Source organism: Shewanella maritima (assembly GCF_043643735.1).
Lineage (GTDB): Bacteria > Pseudomonadota > Gammaproteobacteria > Enterobacterales > Shewanellaceae > Shewanella > Shewanella maritima_A.
The window spans coordinates 202,927-222,880 of record NZ_JBHZSM010000004.1 but is presented as its reverse complement, the minus strand read 5'-3'; the positions used below and the strand labels follow the sequence as shown (position 1 = coordinate 222,880).

Genomic DNA, 19,954 nt, shown 5'->3' with positions numbered 1-19,954 from the left:
AACGCTGTGTATCTCAGTAAAATACCGTCAATTTGTGCGAAGCACAGATCTTAATACTCGCCAATCCCGACATTTTACCCTGACATGTGAGGAACCCTAATGACCGCAGTGGATCTTTCGACCCGAATCGCTAATGTTGAGCTTCAAAGTTATATCATGAACGCATCTGGCCCTAAATGTACCAGTTTTGACGAGCTCAAAGCCATTAGCCAATCGGCTTCTGCAGCTGTGGTGACCAAGTCTTGTACCATTGAGGCAAGGGAAGGGAACCCATTACCGCGTTATCAAAACTTAGCATTGGGCTCCATTCAATCAATGGGGCTACCTAATTTAGGTTATCAAGCCTATTTGGCTATGATGGCTGATCTAAAAGCGCAAGGTAAGCCAGTCGTTGTTAGCGTGTCGGGATTTAGTATTGAAGACAATGTGAAAATGGTAAGTGCATTTATGGAAAGTGAAGCAGACTTAATTGAAGTTAACTTTTCGTGCCCGAACATACCAGGTAAGGCGCAGGTGGCCTATGATTTTGAACAAACTAAACAATCATTAGCCGCACTCAGTGAATTAGGTGATAAGCCCATAGGGATCAAGCTTGCACCTTATTTTGATATGTCGCATTTTGTAGCGATGGCAGACATTATCAATCAATTCCCAGTGAAATTTGTTACCTGTATTAATTCAATTGGTAATACTTTAGTGATTGATCCGCATACTGAGCAACCGATCATTAAACCTAAAGGTGGTTTTGGCGGCCTATGTGGTGAATACATTAAGCCTGTCGGCTTGGCGAATGTGCGCGCATTTAGAGAGCTACTTAATGATGATGTCAGTGTCATTGGTGTTGGCGGGATTAATACTGGAATCGATGCTTTTGAATATCTATTAGCGGGTGCGGATGCTGTACAGATTGCCACTTGCTTTGAAAAACAAGGCCCAGAGTGTTTTGCTCGTATTGAATCTGAACTTAAACAATTCATGGGCAGTAAAGATTATATGACTGTAGCCCAAGCAAAAGGCCAACTGAAACCACTGTAAATAGAAAGATAGTTTATGAAAACAGTGCTAATCATTAAGTTAATACAAAAAAACCAGCAACAATGCTGGTTTTTTTCAAACTTGGATTAACTCAGTCCAATTAATCGTCTGCGTGATCGCATTCATCGTTAGTGCAATGACCATATAAATACAAACTATGGTGAGTTAACTTAATGTTGTGGCGCATGGCGATTTCATCTTGACGACGTTCAATAATCTCGTCAGAGAATTCAATCACTTTATCACAAGTTAAACATACAAGATGGTCGTGGTGCTTCTGCGTTGATAATTCAAACACCGCTTTACCACTTTCAAAGTGATGGCGGGTTAAAATGCCTGCATCATCGAATTGGTTTAATACACGGTATACAGTCGCAAGACCAATCTCTTCACCTGAATCTAATAGTTTTTTGTATAAATCCTCAGCACTAATGTGTTGGTTTTCAGGGTTTTGCATTAGCTCTAAGATTTTGACTCGTGGGAGGGTTATTTTTAATCCGGCTTTTTTTAGCGCTTGATTTCCATCTGTCATTACTGATCTCTTGATTGCAGAACCAATAGGTTCATCCGTGGATAATGATTCATTATATGTGTTGCAAGTTAAAACTTAAACCTCTTGCACAACTAATTCAATCTTTATGATTGATATTTATTAGTATTTGCATAGATTTGTTCTCTATCGTAGATAAAGTGTGATAGTAGGCTTACATATACTAAGGGCTTATTGCAGCTAGGTGGTTTTTAGTTAAGATGATTCAATGTGATATCTTATTTTTTGTAAAAATGATTTAGCATTTTACATAGAACAATTAATTAGAAATATAATGATAAAAGGAGCCAGTATGTATCGTCGTATCGTCATACTCACTGGAGCGGGGATTTCAGCTGAATCAGGGATCAGTACATTCAGAGATCAAGATGGCTTATGGGAAAAACACCATATTGAAGATGTTGCGACACCTGAAGGTTATGCCAAAGACATCCAGCTAGTTGAACGCTTTTATAATCTGCGATGGCAAGATTTACAAAGACCAGAAATTTTACCTAATGCTGCTCATCAAGCGCTAGCAAAGTTAGAGCTGGAATTTGAGGGTGAGCTGTTGCTCATCACCCAAAATGTGGATGATTTACATGAACGTGCGGGCTCATTACGCATGATCCACATGCATGGCGAGCTGAAAAAAGGCCGCTGCCCTAAATCTCAGCAAACATTTGTATTGCGTGAACCTTTTGGTGAAGACAATTGTTGTACTTGCTGTATTCCGGCTATGCGTTTAAGGCCACATATTGTCTGGTTCGGTGAAATGCCATTTGCCATGGATAGAATTCATGATGCGTTAGATGAGTGTGATTTATTTATTGCGATTGGTACCTCAGGCACGGTTTACCCTGCAGCGGGCTTTGTTGATACTGCGAATCATCATGGTGCACAAACCGTTGAGGTGAATCTGATGCAGCCTGATCCACACAGCCAATTTCAATATCACTTTACCGGTAAAGCCGGTGAAATTATGCCAAAGCTTGTGGATACAATTTTGAACGGAAATATTCTTGGTGCAAATAAATGTAAATTGGCACAAGCTTAATGCCTGAAAATACTAAGTTGGCCATTATTATGCGAGGGCTACCGGGTAGTGGTAAAAGCTATTGGGTACGACAATACCTTGAATCCTTGGAGCTTGAACAGACATTGCATATTAAACAATATGGCTATTTCTCTACGGATACATATTTTTATGTTGATGGGAGCTACAGTTTTAATGCAAAACGCTTATCTGAATACCATCAATTAAACTTAACTGGCTTTATTCAAGCAATGGCTAACGGTGAGCCCACTGTTATTTGCGACAATACTAATACGTGTAATTGGGAATACCTAGCCTATGAAACAGCAGCAAAAGCTTTGGGCTATCAGGTAAGGGTAGTTGTTATTGGGCAGCCTAAAGATTCTGAACATCAAAGGTTATGTGCACAACGCAATAAACATAATGTGCCTTATGCGGCGATAAAGCGGATGGGCCAAGCGTTTGAACTGAATTAGTCGCAATATGAATTGCTATAATATGAAAAGGCGCCAATAGGCGCCTTTTTAACATGTTAATTAATACAAACTACATAGATTAATTAGCAGTTAAGTCGATTTGATAAACGGCAAAACCCAGTTCATCAGCTTGCGATAACTTCGTCATTGGGCGTTGTTGATAATCAATCACAAATTGATCAGCTACTGAACTGTCTTGAGTTTCGAAACGGATGTCGAGTGTTGTTGCTGAGTTAATGCTGACAAAATCCCAATTGTTGTCGGCTGTTGGGTTGACCTCACCATTAGCTGCAGTTTCATCTGTGATGTACTGGGCAAGTGCTTCACGGTTGCTGTCAGGCAATTCCATGATCACATAGTCTGATCCCGTACCAGCAAACTTGCCACCGAATGCACGATAGTTGTTTGAAGCTATGATAAAGGTTTTACTTGCGAAATCATCACCGGTAACGACTGTACCATCAGTTTCTGTATATGACAGATCCACAATACGGTTAGCGTCTGCATCGACTAAAGCACAGTTTCCATCAAAGCGGGTTGGTTGTGTCACATCAATTTTGTAATTCACACCGTCAATCACATCAAAATTATATGTACGGTGGGTATCCCAATTGATTAAGTACTGAGGTGCTGCAGAGTTAGGGTCAATTTGATTAAATTGATTTGCACTGCACTCTAACCAGTCTTTGACTTCTTTACCTGTGACTTTTAATGCAACCATGGTATTTGGGTATAGATATAAATCAGCTGCATTCTTATAGGTTAACTCGCCGGCTGGCACTTGCACGTAACTTTCTGCATCAGCCGTCGTGCTATGGCGACCGCCAGCTTTAAAAGGCGCAGACGCTGAAAGAACAGGAATACCCTGTAAATTTTCCGTTAAGTTCGCTTGAACCTTGGCTATTTGGGCATTAGATACGATTTGTACAGATGGATCATCTTGCACCAATGTTAAGAAGCTATACATGTCGGATGAAGCTTTACCGATAGGCTGATCAACATAAGCCTTGGTCAGTTCATGTTCCATTGCTACTGCATCGCGAATAACCACATCTGCGGCGACTAGCTCTGGCATCTCAGCGTTTTTATCGTAAATAGGCATTGCTTTAGCTATGCTATCAACGATTGTCCAGCTGTCGCCATTAAGCGTTAGTGTAAAATCTATGATACCTAAATTGTCACCCCAGCGACCTGGCATAACGGCTGCAACGCCATTAATGGTGCCTTTCTCTAAGTCAGCGTTTTCAAGACCTTCAAAAGTACTTGACGGAAAAACTGAATGGCTGTGACCAAAGGTAATAGCGTCAATACCTTCAACTTGTGATAATGCCCAAGTGGCATTTTCATCATTCACATCGGCAGGAGCACTCGGCGTGCCGATCCCTGAGTGAGGGATAGCAACAATAATATCGGCACCTTCAGCTTTCATCATAGGTACAAACTTTTCGGCTGATTCAACAATACCCATAACAGAGACTCTGTCTGTGAGGTTTTGCTTGTCCCATAACATGATTTGAGGTGGGACAAAGCCGATGTAACCGATCTTAATGGTTTGTTGGTCGCCATTATTATCGAGAACCATTTTCTCTTCAATGATGTAAGGCTTGAATAGGTTTTCACCTTTTTCAATGCCATCCCAGCAGTTAGATTCACACAATACATTGGCGTTAATATAAGGGAAATTAGCGCCTGCTAGTGACTCATACAGAAAGTCCAAACCATAATTGAACTCATGGTTACCTATGTTGCCAACTGAATAACCTAAAGTGTTCATAGCTTTGTAAGCTGGGTGAGTACCACCAATGGTATTGTCATGCTTATGAACATTAGCAATGTAGTCGCCCATTGGACTACCTTGTAGCAAGTCACCGTTATCAACAAGCACAAAGTTGTCTGCTTCAGCACCATGGCGCTTAATGAGGCTTGCCGTTCGAGCTAAACCAATGGTTGGATCGTATTTAGACTTGTAATAGTCATAATCCATTATGTTGGTATGTAAGTCTGACGTTTCTAAAATACGTAAATTAACCTGTACTGAGTTAACGTCGTTATCATCATCTGAAGAGCTGCAAGCAGACAAGCCGACAGCGCTCGCAATCGCAATTGCAAGTAGTTTTTTATTTAACATATTTTCTCTCTCTTTGACCCCGGAGCGATTATTTTTATTGCTCCTTAATATGACTCCTGCTTGATGAAAAATTCCTAACGAATTTAACAATCATCAAACGAAATCGGCTTGAGTATACGTGATTCAGGTTGCGTAAATGTGAATCTAATCACAATTAAAACGGGGTAAGAGAGACTTTGATTAGTTAGTGAACAAAATTGGTCGAGTTGTTGGAATTAATTGTTAACAAAAAGGGTCTTGATGAAAATCAAGACCCTTCTGAAATTGATTGGAGCTAATTTAGCTATATATTATATATAGTTACAATTACAGCAATCCACGGCTACGAAGCAATGGCTCAATACCTGCTTCTTTACCACGGAATTTTTTGTACAGTTCCATTGGATCATCACTACCGCCCGTCGACAAAATGTACTTACGGAATTTGTCAGCAGTTTCTTGGTCAAAAATACCGTTTTCTTTGAACGCTTCAAATGCATCTGCACCTAAGATGTCAGACCAAATATAGCTGTAGTATCCCGCAGAATAACCGCCTGCAAAGATATGTGAGAAATATGTGCTGCGGTAGCGTGGTGCAATTTCACTGATTAGCTGCATATTCTGTAATGATTTCGCTTCGAACTGTGCTGCATCATGTACTTTGTTGTCTTTCAGTGTATGCCAATCTAAATCTAAGAAAGTGGCTGCCATATATTCAACTGTGGCAAAGCCTTGGTTAAATTTACTCGCTGCTTGAATTTTCTCTACCAATTCTTGAGGAATAACTTCACCCGTTTGATAGTGCTTAGCAAATTGCGCTAACACCTCAGGTTGTGTCATCCAGTTTTCCATCACCTGAGATGGGAATTCAACATAATCACGCGGTACACTAGTACCAGATTGTGAACGATATTGAACATCTGACAGCATACCGTGTAGCGCATGGCCAAATTCATGGAATAGAGTGCTTGCTTCATCAAAGGTTAATAGTGCTGGTTCACCTTCCGCTGGGCGAGGGTAGTTAAGTACATTAACAATGATTGGTTTTGATTCAACTCCATTCATGTTGTATTGCTGACGATAAGCATTCATCCATGCGCCGCCACGCTTAGAATCACGTACAAAGTAGTCGCCCATGAAAACAGACATTAATGTACCGTCTTTGTCATACACTTCCCAAGTACGTACTTCAGGGTGGTACTTAGGTAAGTCTGTGCGCTCTTTAACTGTGATACCAAATAAACGGTTAGCTGTATAGAACACACCTTTTAATGTACTTTCTAACGAGAAATATGGCTTAGTTTGTTGCTCATTAAAGCTATATTTTGCTACACGGATTTTGTCCGCGTAATACCACCAATCCCATGCGGCCAATTTGAAATCTTTACCTTCAGCATCTATCTGCTCTTGCATAACACTGACTTCGTTTTTAGCTTGCTCAAGTGCTGCAGGCCAGATCTTATTGAGCAGCTCATAAACATTCTCAGGGGTTTTAGCTGTACGCTCTTCTAAAACAAAGTGAGCATGAGTTTCATAACCCATTAGCTTGGCGCGCTCAGAGCGCAGTGAAGCGATTTTAGCTAGGTGCTTTTTGTTATCGTTAGCATTATTATTATTCGCACGCTCGATATAAGCGGTGTAGATTTGTTGACGTAATTCACGGTTGTCAGCATAAGTTAAAAATGGCGTGATAGAAGGGCGTTGTGTAGTGAAAACCCATTTACCTTCATAGCCACGTTTTGATGCTGTTGCCGCTGCAGTATCGATGACATCTTTTGGCAGGCCAGATAGATCCGCAGCGTTATCAATAACTAATTCAAACGCGTTAGTTTCAGCCAGTAGGTTGTCGCCAAATTCTAGGTTTAATTTACCAATCTGCTCATTCAGCGCTCTAAGTTGGGTCTTTTGCTCAGCATTTAAATTCGCACCACCACGAGTAAAGCCTTTGTAGGTATCTTCAAGTAACTTCTGTTGTGCGGTGTTCAGGTTGAGTTGATCTTTTTGTTGGTACACTGCTTTGACACGTTGGAATAATTTGTCATTCAAGAAAATATCATCGCGTGAGCTAGATAGCATTGGCGATACTTCTTTTGAAATGGCTTGCAGTTGTGGGTTGGTGTTCGCACCTGTTAGGTTATAAAACACGCCTGCGACACGCGCAAGTAAATCACCGGTAAATTCCATCGCCTCAATCGTATTGGCAAAAGTAGGGGCTTGCGGGTTGTTGGCAATGGTATTAATTTCTTGTTGTAACTCAGCAATACCGGCTTTAAACGCTGGTAGGTAGTGTTCATCTTGAATGCGGTCAAAATCAGGGATCTCGAAAAAAGTACCGTAATCAGAGAAGAAAGGGTTTTGTGTATGCTGCGCTTTGATATCACTTGCTTGTGAATTGGCTACTTGTTGGTTTTCTTGTGTTGTTGTACTGCTACATGCAGTTAATGCCATAGCCAGAGTAATGCTTGCAACCAATGGCTTTAAGGTTAGTCCCTTCATCATGATTCCTTATCATTTTTGTATTGTGGGAAAACTTCTTCATTATTATCGAAAGAAGTTTATCAATATTAGGTAATCAATTTGAAGCGAAGATGTAACCAAGTGTGTAACAAAAAGCCAACCTTGACGATGTCGAGGTTGGCTTGGTTTGATATGGGTTAACCGATTAACCTGTAACTATGGTTTTAGAATTACCTTTACAGAACCGTCGACATCGGCTTCATCCATATAGCCAATGGCACTTGGATTACTACTGATAGCGGCTTTCATGGCTGAAGCATCTGAAACCGTGGCGGGCGGGTTGCCTTTACCGGTAAATACTTGCTTTGACCAAAATGCTTTTAACTGCGAGTCAGATTTACCAGTGACTTTACTGTGAAACTCACTGCGTAGCGCACTACCTTCATCAAACTCATAAACAACAAAAGCAGACCCTTTACCTAAAAACGCTTTTTTGGCGTCGGATTTAGAGATATCACTTGCACCAGGGTTTCCAACGACAACTACAGCAGCATTCGCAGCAAATACACAGCCAAGGCTAAGGGCTAAAACTGATAATAATTTTTTCATGTTTTACTCCTTAATTAAAATACTGCGTCAACTTTCACAGAGTAAACTGTGGTGCTGTCGTATTTAAACGTACCCGTTAATAAGTCATATGGGTTGTTGTCTAAGCCACCATGAGTATCACCAAAGTCTGTCGCATGAGTGACATCAAATTTAAGGGCAACATTGTCAATCGCATCCCAACGTACGCCAACACTGTATGCAGTGCGTTCTTCATTCAATGCTAAAGCCAATGGGAATAATGGTGGTAAAGCACGCTCAGCTTCATCTGTGGTTTTTAAGTAAGCTGCAGTGACATAAGGCGTGAATTGATTAATTCTATAGCCTAATGTGATGTAACCAGACTCATTATCAGCTAGCAGGCCATCAATTTCCATTTGCGTCCATTCAGCAATCGCAATGAAAGAACCGTTGTCATAACTGCCACCAACACCTGTGAATGTAGCGGTTTCATCGTTAACCGGTAAAATTGCGTTGCCATCATCTAAAAGTGAACCATCTAATTGAGTTTGGCCATAAACACCACGCAGGGTCCAGGTCAAATCTGTCCAAGAAATGTTAGCACCTAGAACGTTTGATAAGTCCAGTTCAACAGTGTCAGTTTCAACGTCTGATTGGCCACCAAAAGCTTGCATGGTTAAGGTCGAATCTTCAAATTCCACATCATATGATAAATCACCACCTGTATAAGATGAGAATGGTACTTGATCATAGACTTCTCCTGGTGGGCGAGCAAAAGGCTGCGCATAACCAACATCTAAGTAATCTGAGTACATGAATAAAGGCACACGTAATTTACCCGCACGAGCCTGTAAGCCATTGTCAAAACGATGAGAAATATATGCCCATTCCGCTTCTACTTCCCAATCATTGTCGCCGCGCATCATTAGCTGAAGCACTGCTTGAGTCTGATTTGAAATATTGAATGTGCCTTGGAAACCCAGTTTAGAATCTTGCTCAAAATCGGCTGACGTTGTTGCTCCGTTGTAACCTGCGCTGTTATCAGCACTTTGATAGCCAACACTGATAAATCCATTGAAATTAAACTTATCTGCCAAGCTAGCTGTTTGTTGTTTTTGTAATGATTTAACTTGCTGCTCTAATTGAGCAATTTTTTTATCAGTTGCTTCATCAGCATGTGCCGTTGACACCAAAGCCACTGAAATCGCTAAAGGCAGCGCTTTCATCATCAATTTCATCCTGTTACTCCTCTCTTATATCTAACCCTTTGCGGGCCTATTTTGTTCGCTGTAGCGAATCTTTTTACACTTTAAATTGATCTGTAATTGTTTGTAGGCGTTTGCTGACATTTTGAATGTCGTAGCTGATCCCGCCCATATCCTCGGTGGTTGATTTCACTTTTAATGCATTAGATTCAATTTCTGACACATATTGTTCAATCAATTTAGACGTAGTGTGCTGCTCCTCTGTTGCGGCAGCGATTTGTTCATTCACCACGGTAATTGCACTGACTTTTTCGGTGATGCTAATGAGTGCATCGCCTGCAAGTGAAGTACTTTTCACACCTTCATCGGCTGTTTCTATTCCGCGTTGCATGGCATCTACAGCTTGCTTAGATGTCGTACGTAGCTCTTGTAGAACTTGTTGAATTTCCGTTGTTGATGCTTGTGTACGCGAAGCAAGGGTACGTACTTCATCTGCTACGACTGCAAATCCGCGGCCTTGCTCACCGGCGCGCGCCGCTTCAATTGCAGCGTTTAACGCCAATAGGTTAGTTTGATCCGCAATGCCACGAATGGTATCTAAAATATCATTGACATTACTGGTAAAGGCTTCAAGTTGATTAACCACTACAGCAGTTGTTTGCACTTCTTCTGCAAGTTTATTAATAGTGGCTACTGCATCAGTTACGACTGTTTGACCTTGTTGAGACTCTTGGTTAGCGGTTTCTGCGTCAGATGCCGCGTTTGCTGCGTATTCTGAAATTTGACTTACACTGACAAACATTTCGCGCATGGCATGTGAGATTTGCTCAATTGCCTTATTTTGCTCTAATACGGTTTGTTCACTATTTTGGCTGCTGCTTAATAATGTATTTGAAACTGAGCTGAGGCTCTCAGTGGTTTCTTTTGTTTCAGCAATAGAGCCTTGCAGCTTCGTAACAAACTGATTAAACCAATAAACCAGTGTGGAAACCTCATCATTACCATCGTAAGTAATGCGAGAACGTAGGTCGCCTTCACCTTCTGAAATGTTTTGCAGTGAATCACTTACATTATTCAGCGTGCCAATGATTGACTTACTGACAACAATACCCATGAAAACCATCACGACAGTAGTTAATACGCTTACCCCAATAAAGAATGTATTGGCTTCACTAGACGCGCTTTTGGTTTCTTCAATACTGGTGACGAATTGGTTAGCATAATGTTCTTTTTTTCTTTTGAAACGATCGACCAAGCTCTGATAAAGCTGTGCATTGGTTGCTGCTTGGTTTTTAATTTTGTTGAAATCAACATCATCTTTTAAAAATTCGGCAACCAATTGTTTGGCATTTGAATGATAGGTGAGGACATCGCTTTTAAACTGCTCAGTATCTTGACGCTCACTTGGAAACAATTGACCTAAGTTGGTTAGATTTTCAGAAATTTGGTTAACCATATCGGCGGCAATATCTAAAGACTCTTCTTCACCAGTTGTCACGGCAGACTGGATTACTTGATCAAGCTGAATCAATAGGCCATCGTTAATTGTGGCTAAATTAAGGGCAGGGTATAGCTTATCTTGGATGCTGTTTAAACGTTCTTCATTGCTACTGCCGGTTGAGAAATTAATTGAGGCGCCAATGATAAAAGAGAGAACTGCTACTAATGTGAGTAATGCAATTCGGTGCCTGATCTTGAGATTTGTTAACTTCATGAACACCTTCCGTGCTTCTTATGTTTGTTATATTTATGGTGCTTATGTATGAGGATTATGCATACATAAACATGTTGCATATGTTACCAGTTTATACAGAGTGTATTAAATCAAAGTAATTATCGGCTTAATAATAGATTAGTTTAGCAATAAATCTACGTTTTCATTCTATTTTAAATTCAATTGCTTGGGCTGGTAATTTACATTCGTAATAATTTGTATGGCAAATTTAACAAAACAGTGTCACCTAACAGATACTAAATAAAGTGTGACTTTCGTCGTATACAGAAAAGCTATTTATCACTATTGATTTAATGCATGCATGGTTATTTATACAACAATTACGTTAAAATGATGGCTAGTAGTTATAATGTCTATATTATCAGCAATTTAAGTTTCATTGTAGTTTTTTGACTTGCAGGTAAAGAGTGGTGTCATTGTGAAAATGGTTAAATAGTAATTCAAGCTTAATGCGAATGGTTTTTGTTTTTATTAATAATTGTTGGGTGTTTTATTATTAGTCATGATACAAATGATTAACATTACTTACGTTTGTTAAAACTATAGCTGATAGGTAATGCTGAATTAACGAAAATATTCAGTGCAATTTTTGTTCAGCATTTATTGATACTTTTTTGAATTAATAAGGGAGGGGATTGGCTGATGAACCTTAAAGCTAATAGCACCGACTATTCATATAGTGGTGCTATTGTTTAAGTTACTGTTTTGTAAGTTACTGTTTTGTAAGTTACTGTTTTGTAAGTTAGTAGAGCAGAACAGAGCAGTGACGTTAATCTAGTAGCCAATAGTGGCTGCATCGGCTCTTCTTGGATCAGAAGCACCAAACTTTCCGTCATCGGTTATCACAATAGATTGTGTGCTGCCAATTGATCTTTGTACTTTTACATTATGGCCTTTACTCTCAAGAATCTTTATCGTATCACCGTTTAAAGACCGCTCTACCCATAGCTTGTCAGGTTGCCATTGGTGGTGAATACGCGGAGCGTGCGTCGCCTCGGCAATATTGAGATCATGATCAATAGTATTCATGATCATTTGTAATGTTATATTGATAATCCGAGAGCCGCCTGGGCTACCCGTTACTAAGAATGGCGTGCTATCTTTCATCACTATGGTCGGGCTCATTGAGCTCAAAGGGCGTTTATTTCCTTGCACTGAATTGGCCTCACCACCAATTAAACCATAACCATTCGGGCTCCCCGGCTTAGCAGAAAAATCATCCATCTCATTATTTAGTAAGATCCCCGTGCCAGCTGCAACGAGGCCTGAACCATAGCTAAAATTGAGAGTATAGGTATTGGATACCGCATTGCCCCATTTATCAACTACAGAATAATGAGTCGTTTGGTCACTCTCATAAGGAGCCAGCTTGCCAGGTTTTATTTCACTGCTTGGTGTGGTTTTGTTTAGTGTAATCTTTTTTGCAAGGCTATTAGCATATTGCTTATTGATTAGTTGCTTGACGGGTACAGAAACAAAATCTGGGTCACCAAGGAATTCAGAGCGATCGGCATAGGCACGTTTCATTGCTTCAGACATTAAATGCAAAGTGTCAGCGGTATTATGTCCAAGTTGTGTAATTGGAAAGTTTTCAAGAATATTGAGCATCTGAATAATATGAATACCGCCCGAGGATGGTGGGGGCATTGATACGACTTGATAGCCTCGATAATTGCCGCTAACAGGTTCGCGCTCCACCGCTTGATAGTTAGCTAGATCGGTTAATGTCATGACACCGCCAGCTTGTTGGACTGCATCAACAATTTTTTGTGCAGTTTCGCCCTGATAGAAGCCTTTATTGCCGTGTTTTGCAATGAGCTCAAGGGAGTGGGCGAGATCAACTTGGGTTAACCTGTCGCCAATGTCAAAGTTGCTGCCATCTTTTTGGTAAAAAATCGCTTTAGATGTGGGCCATTGGCCTATACGCCGCTTGAGGCCGGCTAATGAACTTGCAAGATCTGAAGTGACAATAATGCCATTCTTAGCCAAGTTAATTGCAGGTGAAATAACCTGCTTAAGTGGCAGAGTACCGTACTTCTCCAATGCTAAATTCATTCCCATGACGGTGCCTGGTACACCGACAGCTAAACCATGTTCACGACTCAAGTGCTTAACGGGGTTACCTTGTTCATCAAGAAAGATATCTGAATGGGCTTTACCTGGGGCGGTTTCTCGGTAATCTATGGCTATAGTTTTATTTTCTTTAGCTAAATGCACCAACATAAAGCCACCGCCACCAATATTACCTGCGCGTGGAAGTGTCACAGCAAGTGCATAACCTACCGCGACAGCAGCATCAACGGCATTGCCGCCTTGTTTCAGAATGTCGACACCAATTTGTGTTGCTATGGCTTCTTGGGATGACACCATGCCATGTTTAGCGTAAACAGGCTGAGCGGTGGCCATAGAACTATAGATAGATTTTTCTTGTGCGTAACTGTTTGAGCTATGTATTGCTGAACAACCAATTGCAACTGAGCAAATACATGCAGTTAATGCCGCAGTTAATGACGTGAAACGAGGCACTTGGATTCCTTAGTAGAAGAATGACACATTGAATGTGCCATAGCTTGATAAAAAATGGTATGACTTGCGTGCGATAAATATATATGTGGCTCACTACAGCAAAATAAATAAGGAAATAAGGAAATAAGGACATTATTAATGCAGTGGCAAACAAAATGGGTCGATAGTATTACCTCTATAGGCAGTAGCAATTGGCAACAGCTATTTGACTCAACAAACCCATTTATACAATTTGCTTACCTACATGGGCTAGAACATAGTGGTGTAGTAAGTGAGCAAACTGGCTGGCAACCAAAACATCTTGTTGTGTTTAAAGGTCAACAAATTGTTGCAGCTTTACCTGTCTATTTGAAACAACATTCTTGGGGGGAATATGTGTTTGATTGGGCGTGGGCAGAAGCCTATGAACGTAATCAACTAGCGTACTACCCAAAGCTGGTGACATCCATTCCATTTACACCTGTTTCAGGACCAAGGCTAGGGTTGCACAATTCATTGAGTGAAGTGGAAAAGCAGTCTGTGTGTCGGCTTATATTGGATGAGCTAATCAATGAAAGTCAGCGACGACAGTACTCCAGTTGGCATGGCTTATTCTTACCTATAACTGATCAAGTTAATTTTGATCATTCTGACACATTTACTCGCATAGGCACGCAATTTCATTGGCATAACAATAATTACCAAGACTTCGACGATTTCTTGGCAAAACTGCTATCACGTAAACGTAAAATGATTAAAAAAGAGCGTCAGGTTGTTTTACAGCAAGGTTTTCAATTTCAATGGTTACAAGGGCACGAGATAAATTCAATGTGGCATAAGTTTTATGCTTGCTATCAACAAACATACTTAAAACGTTCTGGACACACAGGTTATTTGAATTTAGCTTTTTTTGAGCACTTAGGGCAGCACATGTTAGCGTGCATTCGGCTATTACATGTTACCGATAGACATAATGAAACAGTGGCAATGGCATTATATTTTGTCGGTGAAAACAAGCTATTTGGTCGTTACTGGGGAACATTTCGTGAGGCTGATGGTTTGCACTTCGAAGCCTGTTATTACCAAGGCATTGAATACGCAATCAAACACGGCTTATCAGTATTCGATGCAGGGGCGCAGGGAGAACATAAAGTAAGCCGTGGGTTTATCCCTGTCAAAACACGGTCACGACATTATATTGTTGAGCCGCAATTTGCTGATGCTATTAAAGCTTATTGCCAGCAGGAGGAGCAACATATGGGCCTATATATGCAGCAAATGCTGGATCTTTCACCTTATAAGCAATGAGAAAGCAGTAATAAAACTTATATCCCTCTTTGAAACCTGCTTACTGGTTTCTTTACCCAAATATGTAGTTTTTTATTAAAGCTTCAAGCCAAACTCTAGCGCTATAGTGATGACAGTAACCCCAATTGCAGTGGTGAAACAGACTCTAGCCATCGAGTTAAATGTACCTAAAAAATAGCCAAGTTCTTTTTTTAGAATTCGTTTACGCATTTTAGTGCGCATTATCGGCGTTGGCATGGTTTTATCCTCAAGTAACAACAGCTAATTAGCTGTGTGTTGATATAGTAAACAGTGTTAAATCGCCGGCAATATACGTATAAAATGTGGAAAAACTAGTGATAGTATTAAATTAGCTATTTGCAGTTAGATTCTTTGGTGAAATTTAAAGGGCGTGTTAAAAATGGTTGGCTGAACTTTTCGGGTTTGTGTCGCTAGCGTATGGTAGGTGTGAGGGAAATGTTAAGCTTATCTCTTAAGAGTGAGCGTAAGCGGGGAGAAGTAAATAACCAAAGCCCTACTTTTAATATCACTTGCTAACATGAGTTAACCAAGCGCTATCCAAATGCCAACCACGCACCAACACCTATCATCAAGCAACCCGCGATACGATTAAGCAAGCGCACGTTATCACCTTTACTTAAAAATAAGCGTAGACTTTTACCGCCACTGGCATAAATCATCATACTAATAAATTCAGTAAACATAATGATTGTGAGTAGGGTAGCAAGTTGTGGTGTGAGTGATTTATCAACTGAAATAAATGGTGGCAGTAGGGAAATCATGAAGGCCCAGCCTTTAGGGTTGGATACCGCCGTGATGAAACCTTGTGATACTAAACTTAAGCGGTGTGTATCCACGGTTTTACCTTCTACGATGGCCATTTTGCCTTTAGCTTGCCACATATTAATGCCCACATAAGCCAAATAGGCACCGCCTAACCATTTGAGAATGTTGAATATATCTGGGTAATTAAGCATGACGCTGGCAACACCTAATACAGCAGCGATTGCCACTAAAGCCACACCCACTAACTCACCTAACATCATCCACATCGTACGTTTAACACCAACGGTCATGCCCAACGTCATGGCAAGCGTCATGCACATTCCTGGGGTGATTGAGACAAAGAAAAAGGTTGGGATAAATACAGCTAAGACAGCAAAATCTGGCATGGGTTTCAAAGGTAAAATAGATAAAGTGTGCAGTGTAATATTGTACGCCAATAAAGGCCAGCAACACACATAAATACAGAATCATAAACATCAGGGTTAAACAGTATTTAATTGGTGAAACTTAAAAATAACTTAATGAAAAGTATCAAGAAAATTTAGAGTTTTAACTGTGTCACAGCTTTTGTATCAATTGTAATATGAGACTTGAAAAAGGAATGCTTTATTCAATATGATGCAGCCATGTTCATATTATACCTCTCAAGTAGTATGAATACGCCCCTGTCGAATTGACAGGGGCTTTTTTTTACGCAAAAAAATGCCAGCAATCAATGCTGGCAACTTAAAGAAATTTGCTTCTAGTTACAGCACGCCACGGCGCATTTGGTCACGCTCAATGGATTCAAATAGTGCTTGGAAATTACCTTCGCCAAAACCTAAATTGTTTTTACGCTGGATGATCTCAATAAAGATAGGACCAAATAAGTTTTGAGTGAAAATTTGAAGCAGGTAACCTTTTTCATCACCATCACATAGAATTTGGTGATGTTTAATGCGGTCACGGTCTTCAGTTACTTGAGGTAACTTATCAAAAATAGTGTCGTAATATTCAGGAATGATATCTAAGGTTTTAACGGATGTACCTTCCATAGCATCAAGTGACGCGACAATATCACGGCTACGGAATGCAAGGTGTTGAACACCTGGACCATTGTACTCATTCAAGTATTCATCAATTTGGTTGTTATTGTTACCTTTACCTTCATTGATTGGAATACAGAAGCTGCCATCAGGTGAACGCAGTGCGTATGACACCAATGCCGTTTGTACACCACTAATATCAAAGTAACGGACTTCCGTGAAACCAAAGATGTCTTTATAGAAGTTAGCCCACTTTTCCATTGTGCCTTTGTAGACATTGTTGGTTAAGTGATCCACTTCCATGAAGCCTTTATCCGGTGTGATAATTGGATCTTCTAAGTCTTCAAAGTCAGTGTTGTAGATATTGTTATCATCCCCAAATACGTCGATAAAATAAATTAAGCTGTCACCGATACCATAAATGGCAGGGTACGGCATATCTTTGTTGGCATCATCAGCAGGTTTTGCACCACGTTCAACCGCAGATTTGAATGCAAAATCAGCATCTTCAACACGCCAGCCCATTGAGCAAATAGCGGGCCCATGAGACTTAGCAAATTCTGACGAGAAACCTTTACGGCCTTTATTCAATAAGAAATTAATGTCATTTTGCTTATAAAAGATGATGTCATTATCTTTGGCTTTTTTAAGCATTGAAAAGCCAAAATCAATGAATACTTGATGCATGTAATCTGTGTCTGGGCTAGCAAACTCGGTAAATTCAATACCGAGTAGGCCTAGAGGGTTTTGTTCGCTTGCCATGATGTTGTTCCTTTTATTTTATGCAAATCACTCTTTGGTGACTGTTATTAGGGGACGCTTAGTTTTCTAACCAAGAGCGATTGTAATCTTGACTCATGCACTGCTGTACATGTGTCGTCAGTTGTAACGGTGCGAATGTGTCGACCATTACAGCGTATTCGTAGGTTTCTTTTTTGCCGATTGACGCTTCAGTCTTGCCTGGTTGAGGGCCATGCGGGACACCTTTTTGGTGAAGTGTCATTGAACCTGGTTCGATGCCAGTTCGACTCATGAAGTCACCATCGACGTAATACAGCACTTCATCACTGTCGATGTTGTTATGGTAATAAGGGGCTGGTATCGACTTCTCATGGAAATCATAGAGGCGCGGAACGAAGTTACACACCACAAAATTATGTGCGGTAAATACAAGATGGTCTGATGGTGGTAGGTGTATCTTACCTACTTTAGGCGCATACTCTGTGATGTTGAATGCCCATGGGTATACCAACCCATCCCAACCGACAAGGTCAAATGGGTGCCACTCTAGTGTTGTGAGCTGGTATTTATCGCCAAACTTACACACCAGCGGAAACTCGCCCTTTGCAACGATGGCTTGTTTAAGTTCTGGTACTCGTAGGTCACGCTCACAATAAGGCGCAGATTCAGTCAATTGACCATATTCATTTCTAAAATGCTTGGGGATCTCAACCATGCTGGCGGACTCAATGACAAACAGTCGCACATTGTCAAAGTCATTAAACTTCAATTGATAAATCGTGCCGCGTGGGATCACAAGGTAATCCCACTTATTTACGGGCAGCTCACCATACTCGCTTAATAGTACGCCTTCACCTTCATGGACGAATATGACTTCGTCGCAGTAGGCATTGCGATAAAACTCTTCAGTGCACTCTGTGACTTTAGCTGTGTACATTGCTACGTCATTATTGAAGAAAATCTTATTACGGGCGCTAAAAAAGTTGCCTGTTGTGTCTGACTTTTTAGAATCTAATTTATAGTTTTGAATAAGCGCATCTTGCCAAGCTTCACCATGGTCAACGGCATAAGGCGCCACATCAATCGCCTTAGTCGGCATGTTGTGATGATATTTATTGGAATAAATATTTGAAAAGCCGTGGGTAGAAAACAACTCTTCGCGGTATAACTCACCGTTTTCTTTTTCAAAAGCAATATGGCGTTTTGAAGGGACTTGACCTTGTTTGACGTAAAATGGCATTGGCTATTCCTTTAATACTGTTTTTTGGGCATTTATTGTTTGTTGTAGGAGCCCTATACACAAACTATGTGTGATCTAGTTAACAATTTAGTTGCTGTCTTGAACAAAAAAAAGAATAATAACTTGGTTGACACAATCTAATTTTTTGATTGTGTTGTTAGGTTTACATTACTGTCAGCTTAGGCTGACACAGGAACGGCATGAGAATTGATGTAGATACCTTCAAAGTGCTGCAAGTACTGGTTGAAGAAGGCAGTTTTTCTAAAGCGTCAGAACGGTTACACAAAGCGCAATCGGCTGTGAGCTATCAAGTGAAAAAATTGGAGCAACACTTGGGCGTCACATTATTTAACCGTGATAAGTACCGTGCGGAATTAACACCTGAAGGCAAAGTCATTTTGTTAGAAGGCCAACGTTTATTACAACACCTTGCCAATATTGAGCACCTTGCTAGCCGCTTCAGTGAAGGCTGGGAGCCAAAACTTGAACTCGTGATTGATGGGGCATTGCCAATGGAGCCTATCATGACAGCCCTTAAGCGCATGTCCGAGTATAATATTCCAACTAAAATACAGTTGAACATGGAGTTTTTGGGTGGGGTGCAGCATAGGTTTGAGCGCGATAAAGCAGATTTAATGCTGGTAAAAGATTATCGAAGTGGCCCACATTATTTAGCTAAGGCATTACCCAATATCACCAGTATATTAGTGGCGGCACCTCAGCACCCACTTGCGGCTATGACTGATATCAGTTTGGTAGATTTGCAGCAACATGTAGAGCTAACCATTGAAGATTCATCACCAGAGCAAAATATCAAAGATGAGCTTCAGTTTGGCGGCGATAAAGTATTTTATCTTTCAGGCTTCATTATGAAAAAAAATGCATTACTAAAGGGCTTAGGCTTTGGATGGATGCCTGATTTCTTAATCGCAGACGAATTAACCCAATCTCAGTTAGTCAAAGTGGACTTTATTGGCGGGCACCAATTTAGTTTTACACCACAATTAGTGTCAACGCTTGAAAGACCACTGGGGCGAGCAGGGCAGTTGTTTACCGAACTAATTATTGAAGAGTTTGCCAAAACTCACTAACTCGATTTTCAGCAGATTAATGATTATTGCTGATTGTGAGCTTGAGGCTAATGAACGATTAAATAGTGAGCGAAGCTAAGATGAATGCTGTGCTGTTTAGTCACTGGCTAA

17 protein-coding genes are annotated in these 19,954 nt (G+C 40.5%); 5 read left to right on the top strand and 12 right to left on the bottom strand.

What is annotated here, in order from left to right; translation table 11 throughout:
* Positions 1-99: 99 nt before the first annotated feature.
* Positions 100-1,035, top strand: a complete 936-nt coding sequence (locus ACHUGF_RS06920) for a dihydroorotate oxidase (RefSeq protein WP_394130053.1) — start codon at positions 100-102, stop codon at positions 1,033-1,035.
* Positions 1,036-1,135: 100 nt separating this feature from the next.
* Here ACHUGF_RS06920 and fur read toward each other — a convergent pair whose 3' ends face one another.
* Positions 1,136-1,567, bottom strand: a complete 432-nt coding sequence (fur, locus tag ACHUGF_RS06915) for a ferric iron uptake transcriptional regulator (RefSeq protein WP_394130052.1) — start codon at positions 1,565-1,567, stop codon at positions 1,136-1,138.
* A gap of 310 nt (positions 1,568-1,877) precedes the next feature.
* On the opposite strand from fur, the gene cobB reads away from it, so the two are divergent.
* Together cobB and ACHUGF_RS06905 are read left to right on the top strand one after the other, a co-directional pair.
* Positions 1,878-2,621 (top strand): Sir2 family NAD+-dependent deacetylase, encoded by a 744-nt coding sequence (cobB, locus tag ACHUGF_RS06910; RefSeq protein ID WP_394130051.1) that lies wholly within the window; start codon positions 1,878-1,880, stop codon positions 2,619-2,621.
* The gene (locus ACHUGF_RS06905; protein WP_394130050.1) at positions 2,621-3,076 is read left to right on the top strand and encodes an ATP-binding protein; all 456 of its coding nucleotides are present in this window, start codon (positions 2,621-2,623) and stop codon (positions 3,074-3,076) included. Before cobB ends, ACHUGF_RS06905 begins: the two co-directional genes overlap by 1 nt.
* Before the next feature lie 79 nt (positions 3,077-3,155).
* Here the strand turns inward: ACHUGF_RS06905 and ACHUGF_RS06900 are convergent, their stop codons facing one another.
* The 7 genes from ACHUGF_RS06900 to ggt all read right to left on the bottom strand — a co-directional run bounded on the left by ACHUGF_RS06900 (position 3,156) and on the right by ggt (position 13,631).
* Complete coding sequence (locus ACHUGF_RS06900) at positions 3,156-5,204, bottom strand: bifunctional 2',3'-cyclic-nucleotide 2'-phosphodiesterase/3'-nucleotidase (protein ID WP_394130049.1); 2,049 nt, start codon at positions 5,202-5,204, stop codon at positions 3,156-3,158.
* A 306-nt stretch (positions 5,205-5,510) separates the two neighbouring features.
* Positions 5,511-7,679 carry a M3 family metallopeptidase gene (locus ACHUGF_RS06895; RefSeq protein WP_394130048.1) on the bottom strand — a complete coding sequence of 723 codons (2,169 nt, stop codon included), beginning with the start codon at positions 7,677-7,679 and terminating at the stop codon, positions 5,511-5,513.
* A 177-nt stretch (positions 7,680-7,856) separates the two neighbouring features.
* The gene (locus tag ACHUGF_RS06890; RefSeq protein ID WP_394130047.1) at positions 7,857-8,249 is read right to left on the bottom strand and encodes a type 2 periplasmic-binding domain-containing protein; all 393 of its coding nucleotides are present in this window, start codon (positions 8,247-8,249) and stop codon (positions 7,857-7,859) included.
* A gap of 14 nt (positions 8,250-8,263) precedes the next feature.
* On the bottom strand, positions 8,264-9,445 hold the full coding sequence (locus tag ACHUGF_RS06885) for a porin (protein ID WP_394130046.1): 1,182 nt from the start codon (positions 9,443-9,445) through the stop codon (positions 8,264-8,266).
* Between the two features lie 64 nt (positions 9,446-9,509).
* Positions 9,510-11,126: a methyl-accepting chemotaxis protein gene (locus tag ACHUGF_RS06880; protein ID WP_394130045.1), complete on the bottom strand. Its 1,617-nt coding sequence runs from the start codon at positions 11,124-11,126 to the stop codon at positions 9,510-9,512.
* Between the two features lie 693 nt (positions 11,127-11,819).
* A complete protein-coding gene (locus ACHUGF_RS06875) occupies positions 11,820-11,906 on the bottom strand; it encodes a pentapeptide repeat-containing protein (protein ID WP_394130137.1) in 87 nt (28 codons plus the stop codon).
* A 15-nt stretch (positions 11,907-11,921) separates the two neighbouring features.
* Positions 11,922-13,631 carry a gamma-glutamyltransferase gene (ggt, locus tag ACHUGF_RS06870; RefSeq protein WP_394130136.1) on the bottom strand — a complete coding sequence of 570 codons (1,710 nt, stop codon included), beginning with the start codon at positions 13,629-13,631 and terminating at the stop codon, positions 11,922-11,924.
* Positions 13,632-13,811: 180 nt separating this feature from the next.
* On the opposite strand from ggt, the gene ACHUGF_RS06865 reads away from it, so the two are divergent.
* Positions 13,812-14,960, top strand: a complete 1,149-nt coding sequence (locus ACHUGF_RS06865) for a GNAT family N-acetyltransferase (RefSeq protein ID WP_394130044.1) — start codon at positions 13,812-13,814, stop codon at positions 14,958-14,960.
* Between the two features lie 75 nt (positions 14,961-15,035).
* Here the strand turns inward: ACHUGF_RS06865 and ACHUGF_RS06860 are convergent, their stop codons facing one another.
* From ACHUGF_RS06860 to ACHUGF_RS06845, 4 genes are all read right to left on the bottom strand, one after another.
* Entirely contained in the window at positions 15,036-15,197 is a 162-nt protein-coding gene (locus ACHUGF_RS06860; RefSeq protein ID WP_394130043.1) for a hypothetical protein, read from the bottom strand.
* 317 nt (positions 15,198-15,514) lie between these two features.
* Positions 15,515-16,132, bottom strand: a complete 618-nt coding sequence (locus ACHUGF_RS06855; RefSeq protein WP_394130042.1) for a LysE family translocator — start codon at positions 16,130-16,132, stop codon at positions 15,515-15,517.
* 360 nt (positions 16,133-16,492) lie between these two features.
* Positions 16,493-17,533 (bottom strand): 4-hydroxyphenylpyruvate dioxygenase, encoded by a 1,041-nt coding sequence (gene hppD, locus ACHUGF_RS06850; protein ID WP_394130041.1) that lies wholly within the window; start codon positions 17,531-17,533, stop codon positions 16,493-16,495.
* Between the two features lie 58 nt (positions 17,534-17,591).
* Positions 17,592-18,752, bottom strand: coding sequence for a homogentisate 1,2-dioxygenase (locus ACHUGF_RS06845; RefSeq protein WP_394130040.1), 1,161 nt, complete (start codon positions 18,750-18,752; stop codon positions 17,592-17,594).
* A gap of 200 nt (positions 18,753-18,952) precedes the next feature.
* Between ACHUGF_RS06845 and ACHUGF_RS06840 the strand changes: the two genes are divergently transcribed.
* Positions 18,953-19,843 carry a LysR family transcriptional regulator gene (locus tag ACHUGF_RS06840; RefSeq protein WP_394130039.1) on the top strand — a complete coding sequence of 297 codons (891 nt, stop codon included), beginning with the start codon at positions 18,953-18,955 and terminating at the stop codon, positions 19,841-19,843.
* The last annotated feature ends 111 nt before the right edge of the window (positions 19,844-19,954 follow it).